The organism is Marinimicrobium sp. C2-29 (assembly GCF_038419845.1).
In the GTDB taxonomy this organism is placed as follows: Bacteria; Pseudomonadota; Gammaproteobacteria; order Pseudomonadales; family Cellvibrionaceae; genus Marinimicrobium.
Window position 1 is genome coordinate 201,194 of record NZ_JBCAQT010000006.1, and the last position, 15,861, is coordinate 217,054.

Below are 15,861 nucleotides of genomic sequence, written 5' to 3' on the forward strand. Positions count from 1 at the left end.
TCCTACTGGCTATTTCAATTCAGGGCTTTGAGTGCCGAGTCGTAATCCGGCTCATCGGCCACTTCATCCACCAGCTGGGTGTAGATCACCTTGCCCTGTTCGTCGATAATGACCACCGAGCGGGCGTTCAGGCCGGTGAGGGGGCCTTCAACCATGCGCACGCCGTAATCTTCGGCGAAGGTGGAGCGGAAGGCCGAGGCCGGGATGACCTGATCCAGACCTTCGGCGCCGCAGAAGCGGGCCTGGGCGAAGGGCAGATCCTGAGACACGCAAAGCACCACAGTATTGTCCAGGGAACTGGCCTTGTCGTTGAATTCGCGTACCGACTGGGCGCAGGTGGGGGTGTCAACGCTCGGGAAGATATTGAGCACTACTCGCTTGCCTTTGAAGTCACCCAGGCTGACTTCGGACAGGTCTGATTTGACCAGAGTGAAATCCGGGGCCTGGCTGCCTTTGGCGGGCAGTTCACCATTGGTTTTGAATGGGTTACCTTTGAGTGTGACCGTTGCCATGCTCTGCTCCTGATGGATGGATGAGTAATAAACCCCCACGCAACCGGCTCGTTCGGAAGCGCCGCTCAGTGAGGTTATGATGTTGTATATGGAGCCTAATATTCGCATTACAACGCTCTGGCGCGGCTAATGCAAGTATCGGATGAAAGTAGCACAAAAGTACTGCAGTGAATTCCCGGGAGGGTGAATGAACGAATCGGTTGAATCGAGCGGCCGCGGCATGCGCTGGTTGAGCGGGCTGGAGCGTCTGGGCAACCGCCTGCCATCGCCCGCGCTGCTGTTTTTGTGGTTGTGCCTGGCGCTGATGCTGATTTCTGCCCTCTGCGCCGGGCTGGGGCTGCAGGCCCGCCTGCCCGGTCAGGATGAAACCATCGCCGCCCGCAGTCTGCTCAGCGGCGAGGGCCTGCGCTGGATCCTGACCCATACCGTGGACAACTTCACCGGCTTTGCGCCGGTAGGGCCGGTACTGGTGGCCATGCTCGGTCTGGGGGTGGCGGAGCACTCGGGTCTGCTGCGTGTGCTGCTGGAACGGTTGGTGATGCGCACGCCGCGCGCGCTGCTGACCTGGATGGTGGTCTTTGCCGGCATACTCTCCAATATCGCCCTGGATGCGGGCTACGTTGTGTTGATACCGCTGGCCGGGATGCTCTTCGCGGCGGCGGGGAGGCCGCCACTGGCGGGCATTGCCGCCGCTTTTGCCGGGGTCTCGGCCGGCTACAGTGCCAATCTTCTGCTCGGCCCCGTGGATGCCATTCTCGCCGGAATCTCCACTGAAGCGGTGGCGCTGGTGGCCTCGGAGTACGAGGTGGGGATTGCCGGCAACTATTATTTCACGGCCGCCTCCACACTGCTGCTGAGTCTGGTTGGAGCCTGGGTCACCGAGCGGTGGGTTCTGCCCCATCTGGCGGCTGAACAGTCTCTGGACAAAGTGCACCGGGAGAGCTTCGCCGAGTTCTCCCGGGCCGATCGTCTCGGTCTCTGGGCGGTCGCCGGCTGGACGCTGGTGTTTGCTGCACTGCTGCTCTGGGCCACCCTGCCCGAATGGGGGCTTCTGCGCTATCCGGAGGACCCTGCGGTGCTCAACTCGGCTCTGATACAGGGGATTATCGTCCTGATCGCCTTTTACGCGGCCGTCGCCGGTTGGGTGTTTGGCCGGGTGAGCGGGCGGTTTGGTCGTGGTGGGCGGGAGCTGGTCGGGGCCATGGAGTCGACCATGGGGACCATGGCGGGTTATCTGGTGCTGATGTTTTTCGCCGCCCAGTTTGTCAATTATTTTGCCTGGAGCCAGCTGGGCACATTGCTGGCCGTGGCCGGCGCCGAGGGCCTGCGCGGCCTGGCTCTGCCCAGCAGTCTGTTGCTGGTGGTGTTTGTCTTTGTCGCCGCGTTCATCAATCTGTTTGTGGGCAGTGCCTCAGCCAAGTGGGGCCTGCTGGCGCCGGTGTTTGTGCCCATGCTGTTTCTGTTGGGCATCAGCCCCGAGGCGACCCAGGTGGCCTACCGCATTGGCGACAGCAGCACCAACATCATCACACCGCTGATGCCTTATTTTGGTGTTGTGGTCGCGTTTGCCCAGCGCTACCGGGATAACCTGGGCATTGGCACCCTGATCGCCATGATGCTGCCCTACAGCATCGCCTTTCTGTTTTCCTGGAGCGCTCTGCTGTTGTTGTGGTTCATGCTGGGCTGGCCTTTGGGGCCGGGCGCGGGGATGGCGCCGTGATGGAGTTTGCGGGTAACAGCACCGCATCGGGAGCGAAGCGCTATGGTCGCCAAGCTGCTACAGTACGAGCATTGAACTGAGAGGGTAGTGGTCGTTAATGGAGCCAGGGCTTAGCAGTGTATTGACCGCCGAGCGGGAGCTGACGGTGACATTGAGCGGGGATTGGTCACTCCTCGCCGAGGAGGTGTCTCTGGACGAGGTGCTGGACGCGCTGGCGTCAGACTCTGTCATCGAGCGAGTGTCGTTTGACGCCTCCGGACTGGGGCAGTGGGACAGTGCCCTGATCATCGCGCTGGTGGCCATCCGCAAAACCGCCGAAGAACAGGGTCGGGAGGTGGATGAGACCGGTCTGCCCCGCGGCGCCCGCCAGTTGCTTGAGCTGGCCTTCGCAGTCCCGGATCGGGCTGAAACCGAACACCGGGAGCCGGACAACCGGTTTCTCTACGAAGTGGGAGAAAGCACGCTCTCGGTGCTGCACGAAGGGCGGCTGTTTTTCGCCTTTACCGGTCGGGTGACCCACGCGTTCGGGCGACTGCTGCGCGGTAAAGCGGCCTATTCGGGACGGGACTTCGGGCAGTACGTGCAGGAAGCCGGGGTGGAGGCACTGCCCATTGTCAGTCTGATCAGCCTGCTGATCGGCATGATATTCGCGTTTGTCGGGGCGATGCAGCTGCAGTACTTCGGGGCGGGCATTTATACCGCCGATCTGGTCGGCGTCGCCATGGTCAGGGAAATGGCCCCGATCATGACCGGCATCATCATGGCCGGGCGCACCGGCGCTTCTTACGCCGCGCAGATCGGCACCATGAAAGTCAATGAAGAGATCGATGCGCTGACCACCCTGGGCATCAATGCCATCGACTATCTGGTCCTGCCCCGCATCATGGCGCTGGTACTGATGATGCCCCTGCTGACGCTCTACGCCGACTTCATGGGGATTGTCGGTGGCCTGCTGGTCGGGGTGGTCATGCTCGACATCAGTCCCATGCAGTATCTGCAGCAGACGCTCAATGCCATTACTCTCAGTCATCTGTTCGGCGGTCTGTTCAAAGCCACAGTCTACGGCAGTCTGGTCGCGATGGCCGGGTGCCAGCAGGGCATGGCCTGTGGCGGCAGTGCACTGGCCGTGGGGCAGTGCACCACCCGCGCGGTGGTGATGGGTATTGTGGCCATCGTGATCAGCGCCTCGCTTCTGACCATCATCTACATCAATCTGGGGATCTGAATGTCGGAGCCGGAGACGCATATCCTGGTCGAGAATCTCTCCCTGAGCTTTGGCGATATGCTGGTTCAGCAGGACCTGAATTTCAGCATCAACCGGGGCGAAATCTTTGTGATCATGGGTGGCTCGGGCTGCGGTAAAAGCACCCTGATGAAAGCGATGATTGGCCTCAAGCGGCCCTCGTGCGGGGAGGTGTTTCTGGATGGTGAGCCGGTCTGGGGTGTCAGCAAAGGCGAGGGCGGTAGCCGGGGTGGAGAAGGAGAAAGTAACCGCCTGGCCCGAAAGTATGGCACTCTGTTCCAATCGGGGGCGTTGTGGAGTTCCATGACGCTGGCCGAGAATGTGACACTGGCGCTGAAGCAGTTTACGGATCTGTCCGATGCGCGGGTACGGGAAATTGCCGAGTACAAATTGATGCTCGTGGGGTTGGCCGGATTTGAAGATTTTTACCCGAGTGAAATCTCGGGCGGCATGAAAAAACGCGCCGGCCTGGCACGTGCCATGGCGTTGGATCCGGAGATTCTTTTTTGCGATGAGCCCTCGGCCGGGCTGGACCCGCTGTCCGCCAAACGGCTCGACGATCTGATGCTCCAGCTGCGCGACAGTCTCAATACCACCTTTGTGATCGTGACCCATGAGCTGGACAGTATTTTTTCCATTGCCGACAGAGCGCTCTTTCTGGATGCCGAGAGCAAAACCCAGCTCGGGGTGGGGTCACCCGATGAACTCAGGCACGATCACCCCAGCGCTCGGGTTCGGGCTTTCATGAACCGGGGCGAAGTCTCCTGACAGGATGAGTAGGACAGCATGAGCAAACAGACCAATCCAACGGTTGTCGGTGCCTTTGTTATCGGTGCCGTGGTGTTTCTGGCCCTGGGGTTTGCGCTCTTTGGCGGTTCCGAGCTATTGGCCAAGAAAGTGCGTTTTACCACCTATTTTGAGGGGTCCGTTCAGGGGTTGCGGGTCGGTTCCAACATTCTCTTTCGCGGCGTCCGGGTGGGCTCGGTCAACAATATTGAGTTGCTCACAGAGGTGGAAACACTGGAGCCGGTGGTACGGGTGACCATGCAGCTCGATCCCGAATCGGTCAAAACCTTGAGAGGGAATAAAGTGGTCGAAGGTAGCCTCCAGAGTCTGATCGGCATTGAGCGGCTGCTGGAGGCGGGGTTGAGCGCGCAGCTGGCGAGCGAAAGTTTTGTCACCGGCCAGCTCGCGGTCGAGCTGGACTTCCGGCCCGATCGCGAGCTCAAACTGCGCGGGACTGACTCGAAATACCCGGAGATTCCGGGCATTCAGTCGGACGTGCAGCAGGTACTGGATCAGTTCCAGCGGGCGATTGTCAGTATCCAGGAAAATGTCGACCTGGGAGAGCTGGCCCGGGATGTACACGGCGCGGCCTCCGGCCTGAATGAACTCGCCAACTCCACCGAGCTGCGCGAGACGATCAGCGGTGTCAACCGGCTGGTGAACAGCGATGAGGCCCAGAGGCTGGCAGGGGAGCTGATGGCGTCCCTGGTCGAGGTGCGCGAGGCGGCAATCTCGGCGGAAGAGGCGTTCGAGGCGATGGAACGGGACACGGGCGAGTTGGCCGGTTCGCTCAAACCGGCGGCGGAACGACTCAATGGCGCTCTGACCGAGGCCGAGCGGATGCTGCAGGCGGTTCAGAAACAGCTCAAAGGCAATACCGGCCAGGCGCACCAACTGCAATCGACCCTGGCGGAGCTGGAGGCCACGGCGCAGTCGGCCCGCACCCTGTTCGACTATCTGCAGCGCCACCCGGAAGCACTGCTGAAAGGCAAATCACAATAGCGAGGAATCCCCTTTGTTGATTCGACACCTCATACCACTGAGCGCCAGTATGTTGCTGGCCTTCGTCCTGACGGGTTGCGGAACGACCCCGCCCGCGCAGTTCTATCATCTGGAACCGATGGAGCTGAACGCCGGGCGCGAAACGGCGGAGACGAAACTCCTGGGGGTGGGGCCCCTGCACTTCCCCAAATATCTGGACCGCCCGCAGATTGTCACCCGCACGAATTCGGCGCAGATGTCGATCGATGACTACAGCCGCTGGGCGGAGCCGTTGAATGAGGCGACGCCGCGCATTATTGCGGCCAACCTGAGCGGGCTGACCGATTCGGTCTCGGCCATCGGCCACGGGCACTACAACTTTCTGGCGTTTGATTATCGTCTGGTGGGCAATGTGCTGCAGTTCGATGCGGATTCCCGGGGCCGGGTCCAGTTGGTGGTTCAATGGTGGTTGCAGGACACGGACGGCAATAGCGTGATCCCCCGGACCACCGGCCGCTATCAGGGCGAAGCGGAAGACCCCGGCCGTGTCAGCTCGGTGGTGGAGGCGATGAATGGGGTGTTGCTCGCTTTCAGTGAGGATATCGCCGGGGTTCTGGAGGAGCAGCTGTAGCGCACCGCCGGATTCGGACGATTGGCCGGCGAGGCGCTTGCATTGGCCGGACAAACTGCGGATAATGCGCCCCACTCGAGCGGGGTATCCCACGGATCCGCCCACGCCGAGCTGCAATGGTGGCCTTTCCGGTCCCCTCGCAATGATAAGCTGTGAACCCCGCCAGGCCCGGAAGGGAGCAACGGTAGCAGTGATTCATGTGCCGAGGTGTGGCTGGTTAGGTCACCTCCATATTCCCCCTCCTGTTTTCCTGTTCCGTAGACACTTTTGTGTATTCTGGAGCGTATTGGTGGTTGCCTGTACGTCCGGCCCGCTCAGGGGTAGGGTCTTCCCGGACACGGCGTAAACCCGTCCCTGGGGCCTCTCCACCGACATCCTGTCGGTGACGGTCCGGGAAGACCCTACCCCAGATCGGTCCTCCGAACTCCGTAGAACCCACCGTGCGTTCCTGTAGGGCGGATAAGCGTCAAGCGCATCCGCCACAGAGAGTATCCATTTCCAACAATATCTCTGGAGAATCCGGTTCTACTACAGTCCACCCCGAAGCGGGCCGGACGTGATGTAACCCCTGAGGCGAAACCACCACCCAAGAAACTCAAACCACACAGGCTGCTTAAGCGGTCGATATTCCGGTATACTTCCGCTTTGAATGAACGCACCGACCCCCTGAGGAAGGCATGAGCTACCAAGTCCTGGCCCGCAAATACCGTCCCCGCACCTTTCGCGAAACCGTGGGACAGGAGCACGTGCTTCAGGCACTGGTCAACGCCCTCGATCACAACCGGCTGCACCACGCCTACCTCTTTACCGGCACCCGGGGCGTGGGCAAAACCACCATCGCCCGGATTCTGGCCAAATGCCTCAACTGCGAAACCGGAGTGAGCTCCGAGCCCTGCGGCCAGTGCTCCGCCTGCGTGGAAATCGCCGAAAACCGCTTCGTTGACCTCATTGAAGTGGACGCCGCCTCGCGCACCAAGGTCGAAGATACCCGCGAGCTGCTGGAAAACGTCCAGTACGCGCCCACAAGAGGCCGCTACAAGGTCTACCTGATTGACGAAGTGCACATGCTCTCCGGGCACAGCTTCAACGCGCTGCTCAAAACCCTGGAAGAGCCGCCGCCGCACGTCAAATTCCTGCTCGCCACTACTGATCCGCACAAGCTGCCGGTGACCATCCTGTCCCGCTGCCTGCAGTTCAACCTGAAAAACATGAACCCCGAGCGGATCGTTCAGCACCTGCAGGAAATCCTGGAGAAAGAGCTGGTGCCCTTTGAGGAGAGCGCCCTCTGGCTGCTGGGGCGCTCCGCCGACGGCAGCATGCGCGATGCCATGAGCCTGGCCGACCAAGCCATCGCCTACGGCTCGGGCAAGATTACCGAAGCCGAAGTGCGCACCATGCTTGGCACCATTGACCAGCGGGCCATCTACGAGATGGTCAACGCCCTGGCCGCGCAGGACAGCAAGGCGCTGCTGAACGCCGTCGAGCAGATGGCCGAGCAGGCGCCGGATTTTGCCGCCGCTCTGGGCGAAATGCTGGCGCTGCTGCACCGGATCGCCATTGCCCAGGCGCTGCCCGAAGCGGCGGACAACAGCCACGGCGATCGCGACAAGGTGCTGGAGCTGGCGCAACAACTGGCGCCGGAAGACGTGCAACTGTTTTACCAGACGGCGCTGCTCGGGCGCCGGGACCTGCCGCTGGCACCGGACCCCCGCGCCGGGCTCGAGATGGTGCTGCTGCGCATGCTCGCGTTCAAGCCCCAGGGCCTGGTGGAACCTCCCAAGCAACCGCTGCCCGGAGCCGGCAACAAGGCGTCGGAATCAGCACCTGACAGCCCGGCCCAGCGGCTGGCCAACCAGATTCCCGAGCCTGCCGAACCGGTAGAGCCTAGAGAATCCGGTTCAGTCTCAGGCGCCGATAGCGCCCCAGACTCAAACAGTGAGAACGCGGCCGCGCCGGCCGGGGAGCTGACCGACGACGCAAAAAAGCCGTCAACTGAGCCGGTCTCCGCGCCCGAGCCGGCGCCGGAGGCTTCTGCAGAACCCTCGTCGGAGCCATCACCTGAACCTTTGTCTCAGGCTCAAACGTCCCAACCGGAACCAGCGCTCGAGTCCGCCGGGTCGGCCCCCGTTGATCCGCCGGCCCATGACCGGGAGGCGCCGCCTTTTGACGGGCCTTATCAGGAGTGGTCTCAGGCATCTGACCGGGTACCAGAGGCACCCACTCCCCAGCCGCAGGCTCCTGCACCGAGGCCCGAAGCCCCCGCTCGTCCTGCGGCCGGTACTCAACCGCCGGCGCCAGAGCCCGAGCCGGCCACCGAGCAAGCGCCCGCCAAACGCCCGCGCGCTTCCGTTGCGAAGGTCCCTCTGGCAGAGTGTCAACCGGGCAACTGGGCGCAGGTCTATCTGGGCCTGGATGCCGGCGGGCTCTTGCAGAGCACAGCGGCCAACTGCGTGTTGGTCGGGCGGCAGGAAAACGAACTGAATTTTGTGCTGGACGAGAGCCACAGTGCGATTTACGACGAGGGTCAACAGCAGCGCCTGGCCGATGTGCTGAGTGACTATTTTGGCGAGCCGGTTCGGGTGCGCATCCAGCCCGGGCAGGTCGAGGGCGAGACCCCGGCCGCCCAGGCGTTGCGGCTGAAAGCCGAAAGTCGGGCCGAGGCGCTTGAAGCCATGAAAAGCGACCCCATCGTACAACAACTGGTCGAACACTTCGGCGCAACCCTGCGCGAAGAGACCGTACAGCCCCTCAACTGAAAGTCGGGCACAGCCAATACAGAGGTGTGATATGAAAGGTTTGGGCGATATGATGAAGCAGGCCCAGGAAATGCAGGCCAACATGCAGAAAGTTCAGGAAGAGCTGGCGCAGACAGAGGTGACCGGTGAAGCCGGCGCGGGACTGGTCGCGGTCACCATGACCGGTCGGCACGACGTGCGCAACGTCAATATTGATGACAGCCTGATGAGCGAAGAAAAGGAAGTGCTTGAAGACCTGCTGGCGGCGGCCGTCAACGATGCGGTGCGCAAGGTCGAAGCCAACAGCAAGGAAAAAATGTCCGGTATGGCCGCGGGCATGGGCATTCCCCCCGATTTCAAGATGCCGTTCTGAACGCGCGCAACGGCCAGTCTATGTTCAGTCCCCTGATTGATGATCTGATATCGGCGCTTCGCTGCCTGCCGGGCGTGGGCCCCAAGTCGGCCCAGCGGATGGTGTTGCATCTGCTCGAGCACGACCGGGAGGGCGCCGCGCGTCTGGCCCGCAGTCTCGACAAAGCGATCGAGGGCGTGGGTCGCTGTCAGCGCTGCCGCACACTCACCGAGCAGACAGTGTGTGGTATCTGCAGCAATCCGCGCCGGGATGGCTCCATTCTGTGTGTGGTGGAAACCCCGGCGGATGTCATCGCCATCGAGCAGGCGGGCGGTTACCAGGGTAAGTATTTTGTGCTCCTCGGCAGGCTCTCGCCCATCGACGGCATCGGCCCGGCGGAGATCGGCATCGATCAGCTCGAGCACCAGCTGCAGGAAGGTGACGTCAGGGAAGTGATCCTGGCCACCAATCCCACCATGGAGGGGGAGACCACCGCCTTTTATATCAGTGAGCGCGCGCGCAAACTGGGCGTGACCGTGTCGCGCATTGCCCATGGCGTGCCGCTGGGGGGCGAGCTCGAATACGTCGACGGCGGCACCCTGGCCCACGCCTTCTCCAGCCGCAAAGTGTTTTAGGATCTTATGGCTACCATCCCCACTGACCCCATCTGGATTGACGACGATGCGCAGCTGGCGACGCTCTGTGAGCGCTGGCGCGAACAGGGTTCCATCGCCGTCGACACCGAATTCATGCGCTCGGAAACCTTCTACCCCATTGCCGCCCTGCTGCAGATCGGCGACGGTCAGGGCTGCTACCTGATTGATCCGCTGGCGATCGAAGATCTGGAGCCGCTGCGTCAGCTGTTTGCCGAGCCAGGCGTGACCAAGGTACTGCACGCCTGCTCGGAAGATCTGGAAGTCTTTCAACGCTGGCTGGGAGTGGTGCCCGCGCCAGTGTTCGACACCCAGATTGGCGCTGCCTTTGCCGGATACGGTTTTTCCATCGGCTATGCTGGCCTGGTAAAAGCGGTACTGGGCGTCGAGATACCCAAAGGCGAAACCCGATCCGACTGGCTTCAGCGGCCGCTATCCGTGGCCCAGAAAAAATACGCCGCTCTGGATGTGGCCCATATGCTGGTGGTGTACGGCAAATTGCTGCAGACGCTGCGCGAGAGCGAGCGTCTGGAATGGGTCAGGGCCGACTGCGCCGAGCTGGTGGCCAATGCCAAAAAAAGCCTGGAGCCGAACGAATACTATCTCAAGCTGGGCTCGGCCTGGAAGCTGCACCGGCGCGAATTGGCGGTGCTGCGTCGGCTCTGTGCCTGGCGCGAAACCCGGGCCCGGGAACGGGATCGACCGCGCAATCGCCTGATCAAGGAGGCCGGCCTCTGGGAGCTGGCGCGCAGCCAGCCCGCGGACCTGGGGCAGCTGCAGAAACTGAAAGAAGTCCCCGCCCGCACCCAGGCCGATGACGGCGAAGCGCTGCTGGCCGAAATCCGGGCGGGACGGGAAGAGCCCGAGGAGCTCTGGCCGGAGCGTTTGCCGCCACCGTTGGGCCGGGCCGAAGCGCCGATGATGAAAGCGCTCAAGCGCCATGTGCGCGAGCTGGCCGAGGAGCTGGAGTTGCCGCCCGAGTTGCTGGTGCGCAAGCGCGAGTACGAAGCCATCGTCCGCTCCGGCCTGAACGGCGATGACCATCAGTTGCCCGAGCGTCTCAAAGGTTGGCGCTACGCGCTGTTGGGTGAAGGGCTGTTGGCGGTCGCCGAGGCCGAGCGTCGCCGGTTGGAAGTCGATCCGGAGGGCGAGGCATGACGGTTCTGTGCGAGATTTTCCGCAGCCCGAAAGAAGAGGGTATGTACCTTTACGTCAAGCGTGAAGAGGGCCTGGAGCGGGTACCCGAGGCGCTGCTCAAACGCTTTGGCCGGCCGCAGACGGCCATGGTTCTGGCGCTGACGCCCGAGCGCAAGCTCGCCCGGGTCAGTACCGAGCGGATTCTGGCCTGTCTCGAGGATCCCGGCTACTACCTCCAGATGCCGCCGCGACCGGAGCTGGAAGCCGAGGCCGAGCGTATCGGCACCCACAACACCAAGCTGGGACGCTGAGGCGTGGCGGCTTTCTGGGAGGTCAAATCGCTCGAGCAGATGAGCGCTTCCGAGTGGGAGTCCCTGTGTGACGGCTGCGGCAAATGCTGCCTGCACAAACTTGAAGATGAGGACAGCGGCGATATCCACTACACTAATGTGGCCTGCCGCTATCTTGATGACAACAACTGTCGCTGCCAGGCCTACGCTGAGCGACAGCGGCTGGTTCCTGACTGTATTGTATTGCGGCCCGAAGATGTGGCCGAATTTCACTGGTTGCCCGACACCTGCGCCTATCGGCTGCTGGCCGAGGGCAATCCGCTGCCCGACTGGCACCCCCTGCGCTCCGGCGACCCGGCCAGTGTGCATCGCGCCGGTATTTCCGCCCGGGGCCGCACGGTCTCGGAAGCCGAAGTGGCAGAAGAAGACTGGGAAGACTGCATTGTTCATTGGGTGTGAGTTCATCGGGTGTAATTTCACTGGGTTTAAGTTCATTGGGTTTAAGTTCACTGGGTTTGATCAAATGGGGAGGCAGGCTCACGCATGCTGACAGGAACACTTTTGGCCTGGCTGGCCTATGTTATCGGGGCGCTGGGGCTGGTTATTGTCACCTGGCGTATCACGCGCTCACTGCGGCGCGAATGGAGCCACCTGCTTATCGTTTCGGTCGCGGTGTTGCTGCTGACGCCTGCCGGTATGGCGGTGGAGGAGACCACCTTTCTGGCGCCCGCGCTGTTTGTGCTGGTGCTCGATGGCCTGTTTGAGACGCTGGGCAACGCCTCGCGTGCCGGACTGCTGCTGCTCGGGACCTGGTTGTTGGCACTTGTGCTTTCTCTGGTCTACCAACTGGTGGTTCACCCCCGGCTGCAGCGCCGTCAATGAGCGTGCGGCCAGCCGCCGATTAGACAAAACCGGCAAAGCTGCTATAACTGATGGTAATTAAAACGCAGGCTTAAACCCTGTGTTATGACAATAAACGTTATTAGACTGAATCTTGGCGTCCGGGCTCCGTCCTGACGTCGCGACGGGAGAAATGCATGGCGAATCATATCTTCATTCTGGCGGCCGTGATGAGCATTGCCGGGGTTTTCGGCGGCTTGATCAACTACTACCAGATGACCCAGGAGCGAGAAGACGAGGCCGCGTTGCCGCGCTGCATCGTGCTTGGGATCGGCGCGGCCTTTCTGGTGCCGGTCATTCTGTTTTTTGTCCAGAGCGATCTGATTGTTGAAATCCAGAGTGATCCCTCGCGCCTGCTGATCTACACCGGCTTCTGCCTGATTGTGGCGATCGCGTCGCGGCTGGTTCTGACCAGCACGCCCAAGCGCATTCTGCGCGAGGCCCAGGTCGCCCGTCAGAAAGTGGAAGAAATGCAGCATGAACTGCGCGTCATGCAGGAAGAGCTGGTACCGCTGCTCGATACCGAAACCGAGCAGGAGGTGGATGTCGACGATAACGCCGGCCCCATGGACCCGAATGAAGAGCTGGACATTGCCTCCAGCAAGGTGCTCAAAACCCTGGGTGTCGGTCGTCACATCTACCGCTCCATGGCCGGACTCTGCCGGGAGGCGGAAGCTGATGAAACCACCCTGCAGAAGTCCCTCAATGTGCTGGTCAATCGCCAACTCGCGGGTAAACTCAATACCCGCAAGGGCGTGCGCTGGTATCTGACCGAAAAGGGCCGGCGCGCCACGGAGCTGCTGGCGTAGGAGGATGAGCATGCGCGCTTGCGGCCTGACACTGATCTGGTTTGTGCTGTGGGTCGCGCTGAGTCCCGCTCTGGCTCAGGAAGCCGCCGGCGCACAGAATACCGGGAGCGCCCAACCCCGCACCCCCGATCAGGCCGATATCCGGCTGGTGATCGATATTTCCGGCAGTATGCGCCGCACCGATCCCGACAACCTCCGACGTCCGGCCCTTTCCCTGTTGGTGCGCCTGCTGCCCTCCGATAGCCGGGCGGGAGTCTGGACCTTCGGCCAACAGGTCAATGAGCTGATTCCTCACGCCCGCGTCGATGACGCCTGGCGAGCCCGGGCCCAGGGCGAGGTCGACGCGGTCAATTCCGTGGCTCTGTACACCAATATCGGTGCCGCTCTGGAGCGGGCCGCCTATGATCGCGATCGGCTTGATCCCAATCGGCCGGCCGACATCATTCTGCTGACCGATGGTGTCGTGGATGTCAGCCCCGACCAGGAGGTCAACCGCCGGGAACAGGCGCGGGTCATCAATGAGCTGGTTCCCGGGCTCAAGGCCAGTGGCTATCGGGTGCACACCATCGCTCTGTCCGATGAAGCGGATGAAGCGCTGCTGCGGGAGATGGCACAGGCCTCCGATGGCATGTTCAGTCGGGCGCGCAATGCCGATGAGCTGATGGACAGCCTTTTGCGGATTTTCCAGCAGACGGTCCCCGCCGAACGCCTCCCCATTGAGGAGGGCGAGTTCCTGGTGGACGACAGCGTTGAGGAGTTTACCGCTCTCATCCGGCGCGACGAAGATCAGCCCGCCGCCGTGTTGACCGACCCCGACGGCCGGTCCTATCAACGGGATGTCAGCGCCCCGAACCTCAACTGGCACCACACCGAGCACTACGATCTGGTGACCATCAAGGGACCTGAAGTCGGCCGATGGTCGCTGGATACCGAGTTGCAGCCGCGCAGCCGGCTGACGGTGGTCAGCAATCTGCAGCTGGTGGTGGAGCCCCTGCCCAACAACGTCGCCGTCGGCCAGCCGCTGTCGCTGGCGTTCCATCTGCGGGATGAAAATGGGCGCCTGTCCGATCCGGAGCTGCTGTCACTTCTGGACATCGACGTGCAGCTTCGCAGTCCTTCAGCGGAAGCTCCGCGGGCCTTGCGCTGGGAGCACGAACCGCCCGACGAGGGGCGCTACCGAATGAACCTCCCCGCTCCCAGAAGCCCGGGAGAGTATCAACTGGAGCTGACTGTGGATGGCCGGACTTTTGAGCGGCTGTTCAGTCATCGGCTGGCGGTGGCCTCGCAGTTTTCAGTGCAGTTGAACAAGCAGCGCGCGGAAGGTGAAACGGAAGGCGAGACGGCGGGAGAAGTGCAATGGCACTTGAGCGTGACCGCCCGGGAGTCAGTCAATATTGAGCGTACCGATGTGGTGGCTCACCTGCGCCATTCGGGGGGATTTTCCTCTGTGGAGCCGATGGACAGCCCGGAACCCGGCGTCTGGCACAAAGTGATTACGCCCGAACAGCAGGCCAATTATCGCATCGGCCTGCAGGCGAGTGGGGAGACAACCGGGGGAGTGCGCTTTGAAGAAAAGCTGCCCACCCAGTACTTCAGCTATCCGGAGCCGGACGATCCTCAGCCGGCGCCGTTTGAAGACGAACTGTCGCAGGTGCGCTCGGAGTTGGATGAGCGCGAGCTGGCGGCCGCAAGTGCGCGCGAGGGCGAGCAGAGCGAGAAACCGGCCTCGGAGGTTCGTCTGGAACGTCAGCCGGAGCCGGAAGCGTCGCCCCCTCAACCGGCTGAAGCGACCGAGCCCGAAGAGAGTGTGCATCCGGCGCTGCTTTACGCCAGCCTGATTCTCGCCAACAGTCTGCTTCTGGTGGTGGCCTATGTCGGTTATCGGGTGATCATGGGCGGGAAGGTTAGCGACTCCGTGGACGAGGATGAAGTCGAAGAGGCGATTGATATTCCACCCATGCAGCAGATCGAGTCCGAGCCGGAAGTCGGGCTGGCCGGCGAGCCCGAACCGGCTCCCGATAAAAAGGCCCAGGCGAAAAACCTGGAGTCCGATGAGGATGAACCCCTGTTTCCGCTGTCGGATGACGATGAGGCCAACACCTATGACGATGATTCACCGGATAAGCGCTGAGGGTGATTGCGCTTCGCTATGGAGGCGATAGGAAAGCACTCCGGTGAACCGCTCTTGAAAAGCGGTCGTATCGAGGCAATATACCGCTACGTAATGTTGTTACTCTTAATTTCAGGAGCACGTTAATGGATATTGATATCGGTATTAAGCAGAGTGATCGTCAACAGATTGCCGAGGGGCTCTCGCGCCTCCTGGCGGACAGTTACACTCTGTATCTGAAAACGCACAACTTCCATTGGAATGTGACCGGCCCGATGTTCCAGACGCTTCACATCATGTTTGAGGAGCATTACACGGAGCTGGCCGAAGCGGTGGATGTGATTGCCGAGCGTATCCGTTCCATCGGTTTTCCGGCGCCGGGCACTTACAAGGAGTTTGCGGAGTTGAGCAGTATCAAAGAGGAGCCGGGCGTTCCCAAGGCAACCGATATGATCCGGCTGTCGGTGGAAGGTCACGAGGCAGTGGTCCGCACGGCCCGTTCCCTGTTCCCCGCAGTGGAAGCGGCCAGCGACGAAGCCACGGCCGACCTGCTGACCCAACGCATCCAGCTGCACGAAAAAACCGCCTGGATGCTGCGTAGTTTGTTGGAGTAAATTGCTTGAAAGCGGTTCGGTGATTGCTTCAAGTCCACCCCAAATCGGTCCTACGAGCCTTGTAGAACCGGTATCTCCAGAGATATTGTTGGAAATTGATACGCTCTGTGGCGGATGCGCTTGACGCTTATTCGCCCTACGGGCTTGCTCGTCAGATTCTACAGGGTGCGGAGGACCGATCTGGGGTAGGGTCTTCCCGGACCGTCACTGACAGGATGTCAGTGGAGAGGCCCCAGGGAGGGGTTCACGCCGTGTCCGGGAAGACCCTACCCCTGAGCGGGCCGGACGTGATGCAACCACTCACGGTATTCAAGACAAGACGCTACCTACACCCCTGCCGAGCCCCTGCGAACCAACCCCTCCCTCTGCTATCATGCGGCGCTCAACC

At 61.7% G+C, this 15,861-nt stretch carries 16 protein-coding genes and 1 other RNA gene; 16 read left to right on the forward strand and 1 reads right to left on the reverse strand.

Features of this window, described 5'->3' with window-relative positions; translation table 11 throughout:
- Positions 1-14 precede the first annotated feature (14 nt).
- Positions 15-512, reverse strand: coding sequence for a thiol peroxidase (gene tpx, locus AAE484_RS08075; RefSeq protein ID WP_341937854.1), 498 nt, complete (start codon positions 510-512; stop codon positions 15-17).
- Positions 513-699: 187 nt separating this feature from the next.
- Here tpx and AAE484_RS08080 point away from each other — a divergent pair, with 187 nt between their 5' ends.
- The 16 genes from AAE484_RS08080 to AAE484_RS08155 all read left to right on the forward strand — a co-directional run bounded on the left by AAE484_RS08080 (position 700) and on the right by AAE484_RS08155 (position 15,473).
- Positions 700-2,232, forward strand: a complete 1,533-nt coding sequence (locus AAE484_RS08080; RefSeq protein WP_341937855.1) for an AbgT family transporter — start codon at positions 700-702, stop codon at positions 2,230-2,232.
- A gap of 97 nt (positions 2,233-2,329) precedes the next feature.
- Complete coding sequence (locus AAE484_RS08085; RefSeq protein WP_341937856.1) at positions 2,330-3,457, forward strand: ABC transporter permease; 1,128 nt, start codon at positions 2,330-2,332, stop codon at positions 3,455-3,457.
- A complete protein-coding gene (locus tag AAE484_RS08090) occupies positions 3,458-4,243 on the forward strand; it encodes an ABC transporter ATP-binding protein (protein WP_341937857.1) in 786 nt (261 codons plus the stop codon). It begins immediately after the preceding gene.
- 18 nt (positions 4,244-4,261) lie between these two features.
- Complete coding sequence (locus tag AAE484_RS08095; protein ID WP_341937858.1) at positions 4,262-5,263, forward strand: MlaD family protein; 1,002 nt, start codon at positions 4,262-4,264, stop codon at positions 5,261-5,263.
- 13 nt (positions 5,264-5,276) lie between these two features.
- Positions 5,277-5,873 carry a PqiC family protein gene (locus AAE484_RS08100; RefSeq protein WP_341937859.1) on the forward strand — a complete coding sequence of 199 codons (597 nt, stop codon included), beginning with the start codon at positions 5,277-5,279 and terminating at the stop codon, positions 5,871-5,873.
- 126 nt (positions 5,874-5,999) lie between these two features.
- An RNA gene (gene ffs / locus AAE484_RS08105) (signal recognition particle sRNA small type) lies at positions 6,000-6,095 on the forward strand.
- Positions 6,096-6,550: 455 nt separating this feature from the next.
- Complete coding sequence (gene dnaX / locus AAE484_RS08110; protein WP_341937860.1) at positions 6,551-8,629, forward strand: DNA polymerase III subunit gamma/tau; 2,079 nt, start codon at positions 6,551-6,553, stop codon at positions 8,627-8,629.
- 31 nt (positions 8,630-8,660) lie between these two features.
- A complete protein-coding gene (locus AAE484_RS08115; protein WP_341937861.1) occupies positions 8,661-8,981 on the forward strand; it encodes a YbaB/EbfC family nucleoid-associated protein in 321 nt (106 codons plus the stop codon).
- A gap of 20 nt (positions 8,982-9,001) precedes the next feature.
- Complete coding sequence (gene recR, locus AAE484_RS08120; protein WP_341937862.1) at positions 9,002-9,595, forward strand: recombination mediator RecR; 594 nt, start codon at positions 9,002-9,004, stop codon at positions 9,593-9,595.
- Positions 9,596-9,601: 6 nt separating this feature from the next.
- On the forward strand, positions 9,602-10,771 hold the full coding sequence (gene rnd / locus AAE484_RS08125) for a ribonuclease D (protein ID WP_341937863.1): 1,170 nt from the start codon (positions 9,602-9,604) through the stop codon (positions 10,769-10,771).
- Positions 10,768-11,061 carry a YcgL domain-containing protein gene (locus tag AAE484_RS08130; RefSeq protein WP_341937864.1) on the forward strand — a complete coding sequence of 98 codons (294 nt, stop codon included), beginning with the start codon at positions 10,768-10,770 and terminating at the stop codon, positions 11,059-11,061. The genes rnd and AAE484_RS08130 overlap by 4 nt, the downstream gene beginning before the upstream one ends.
- 3 nt (positions 11,062-11,064) lie before the next feature.
- A complete protein-coding gene (locus AAE484_RS08135; protein WP_341937865.1) occupies positions 11,065-11,499 on the forward strand; it encodes a YcgN family cysteine cluster protein in 435 nt (144 codons plus the stop codon).
- Positions 11,500-11,583: 84 nt separating this feature from the next.
- The gene (locus AAE484_RS08140; RefSeq protein WP_341937866.1) at positions 11,584-11,922 is read left to right on the forward strand and encodes a hypothetical protein; all 339 of its coding nucleotides are present in this window, start codon (positions 11,584-11,586) and stop codon (positions 11,920-11,922) included.
- Positions 11,923-12,077: 155 nt separating this feature from the next.
- Positions 12,078-12,749 carry a YEATS-associated helix-containing protein gene (locus AAE484_RS08145; protein WP_341937867.1) on the forward strand — a complete coding sequence of 224 codons (672 nt, stop codon included), beginning with the start codon at positions 12,078-12,080 and terminating at the stop codon, positions 12,747-12,749.
- 10 nt (positions 12,750-12,759) lie between these two features.
- Positions 12,760-14,880 (forward strand): vWA domain-containing protein, encoded by a 2,121-nt coding sequence (locus AAE484_RS08150; RefSeq protein WP_341937868.1) that lies wholly within the window; start codon positions 12,760-12,762, stop codon positions 14,878-14,880.
- A 125-nt stretch (positions 14,881-15,005) separates the two neighbouring features.
- Positions 15,006-15,473 carry a Dps family protein gene (locus AAE484_RS08155; RefSeq protein ID WP_341937869.1) on the forward strand — a complete coding sequence of 156 codons (468 nt, stop codon included), beginning with the start codon at positions 15,006-15,008 and terminating at the stop codon, positions 15,471-15,473.
- Positions 15,474-15,861 lie beyond the last annotated feature (388 nt).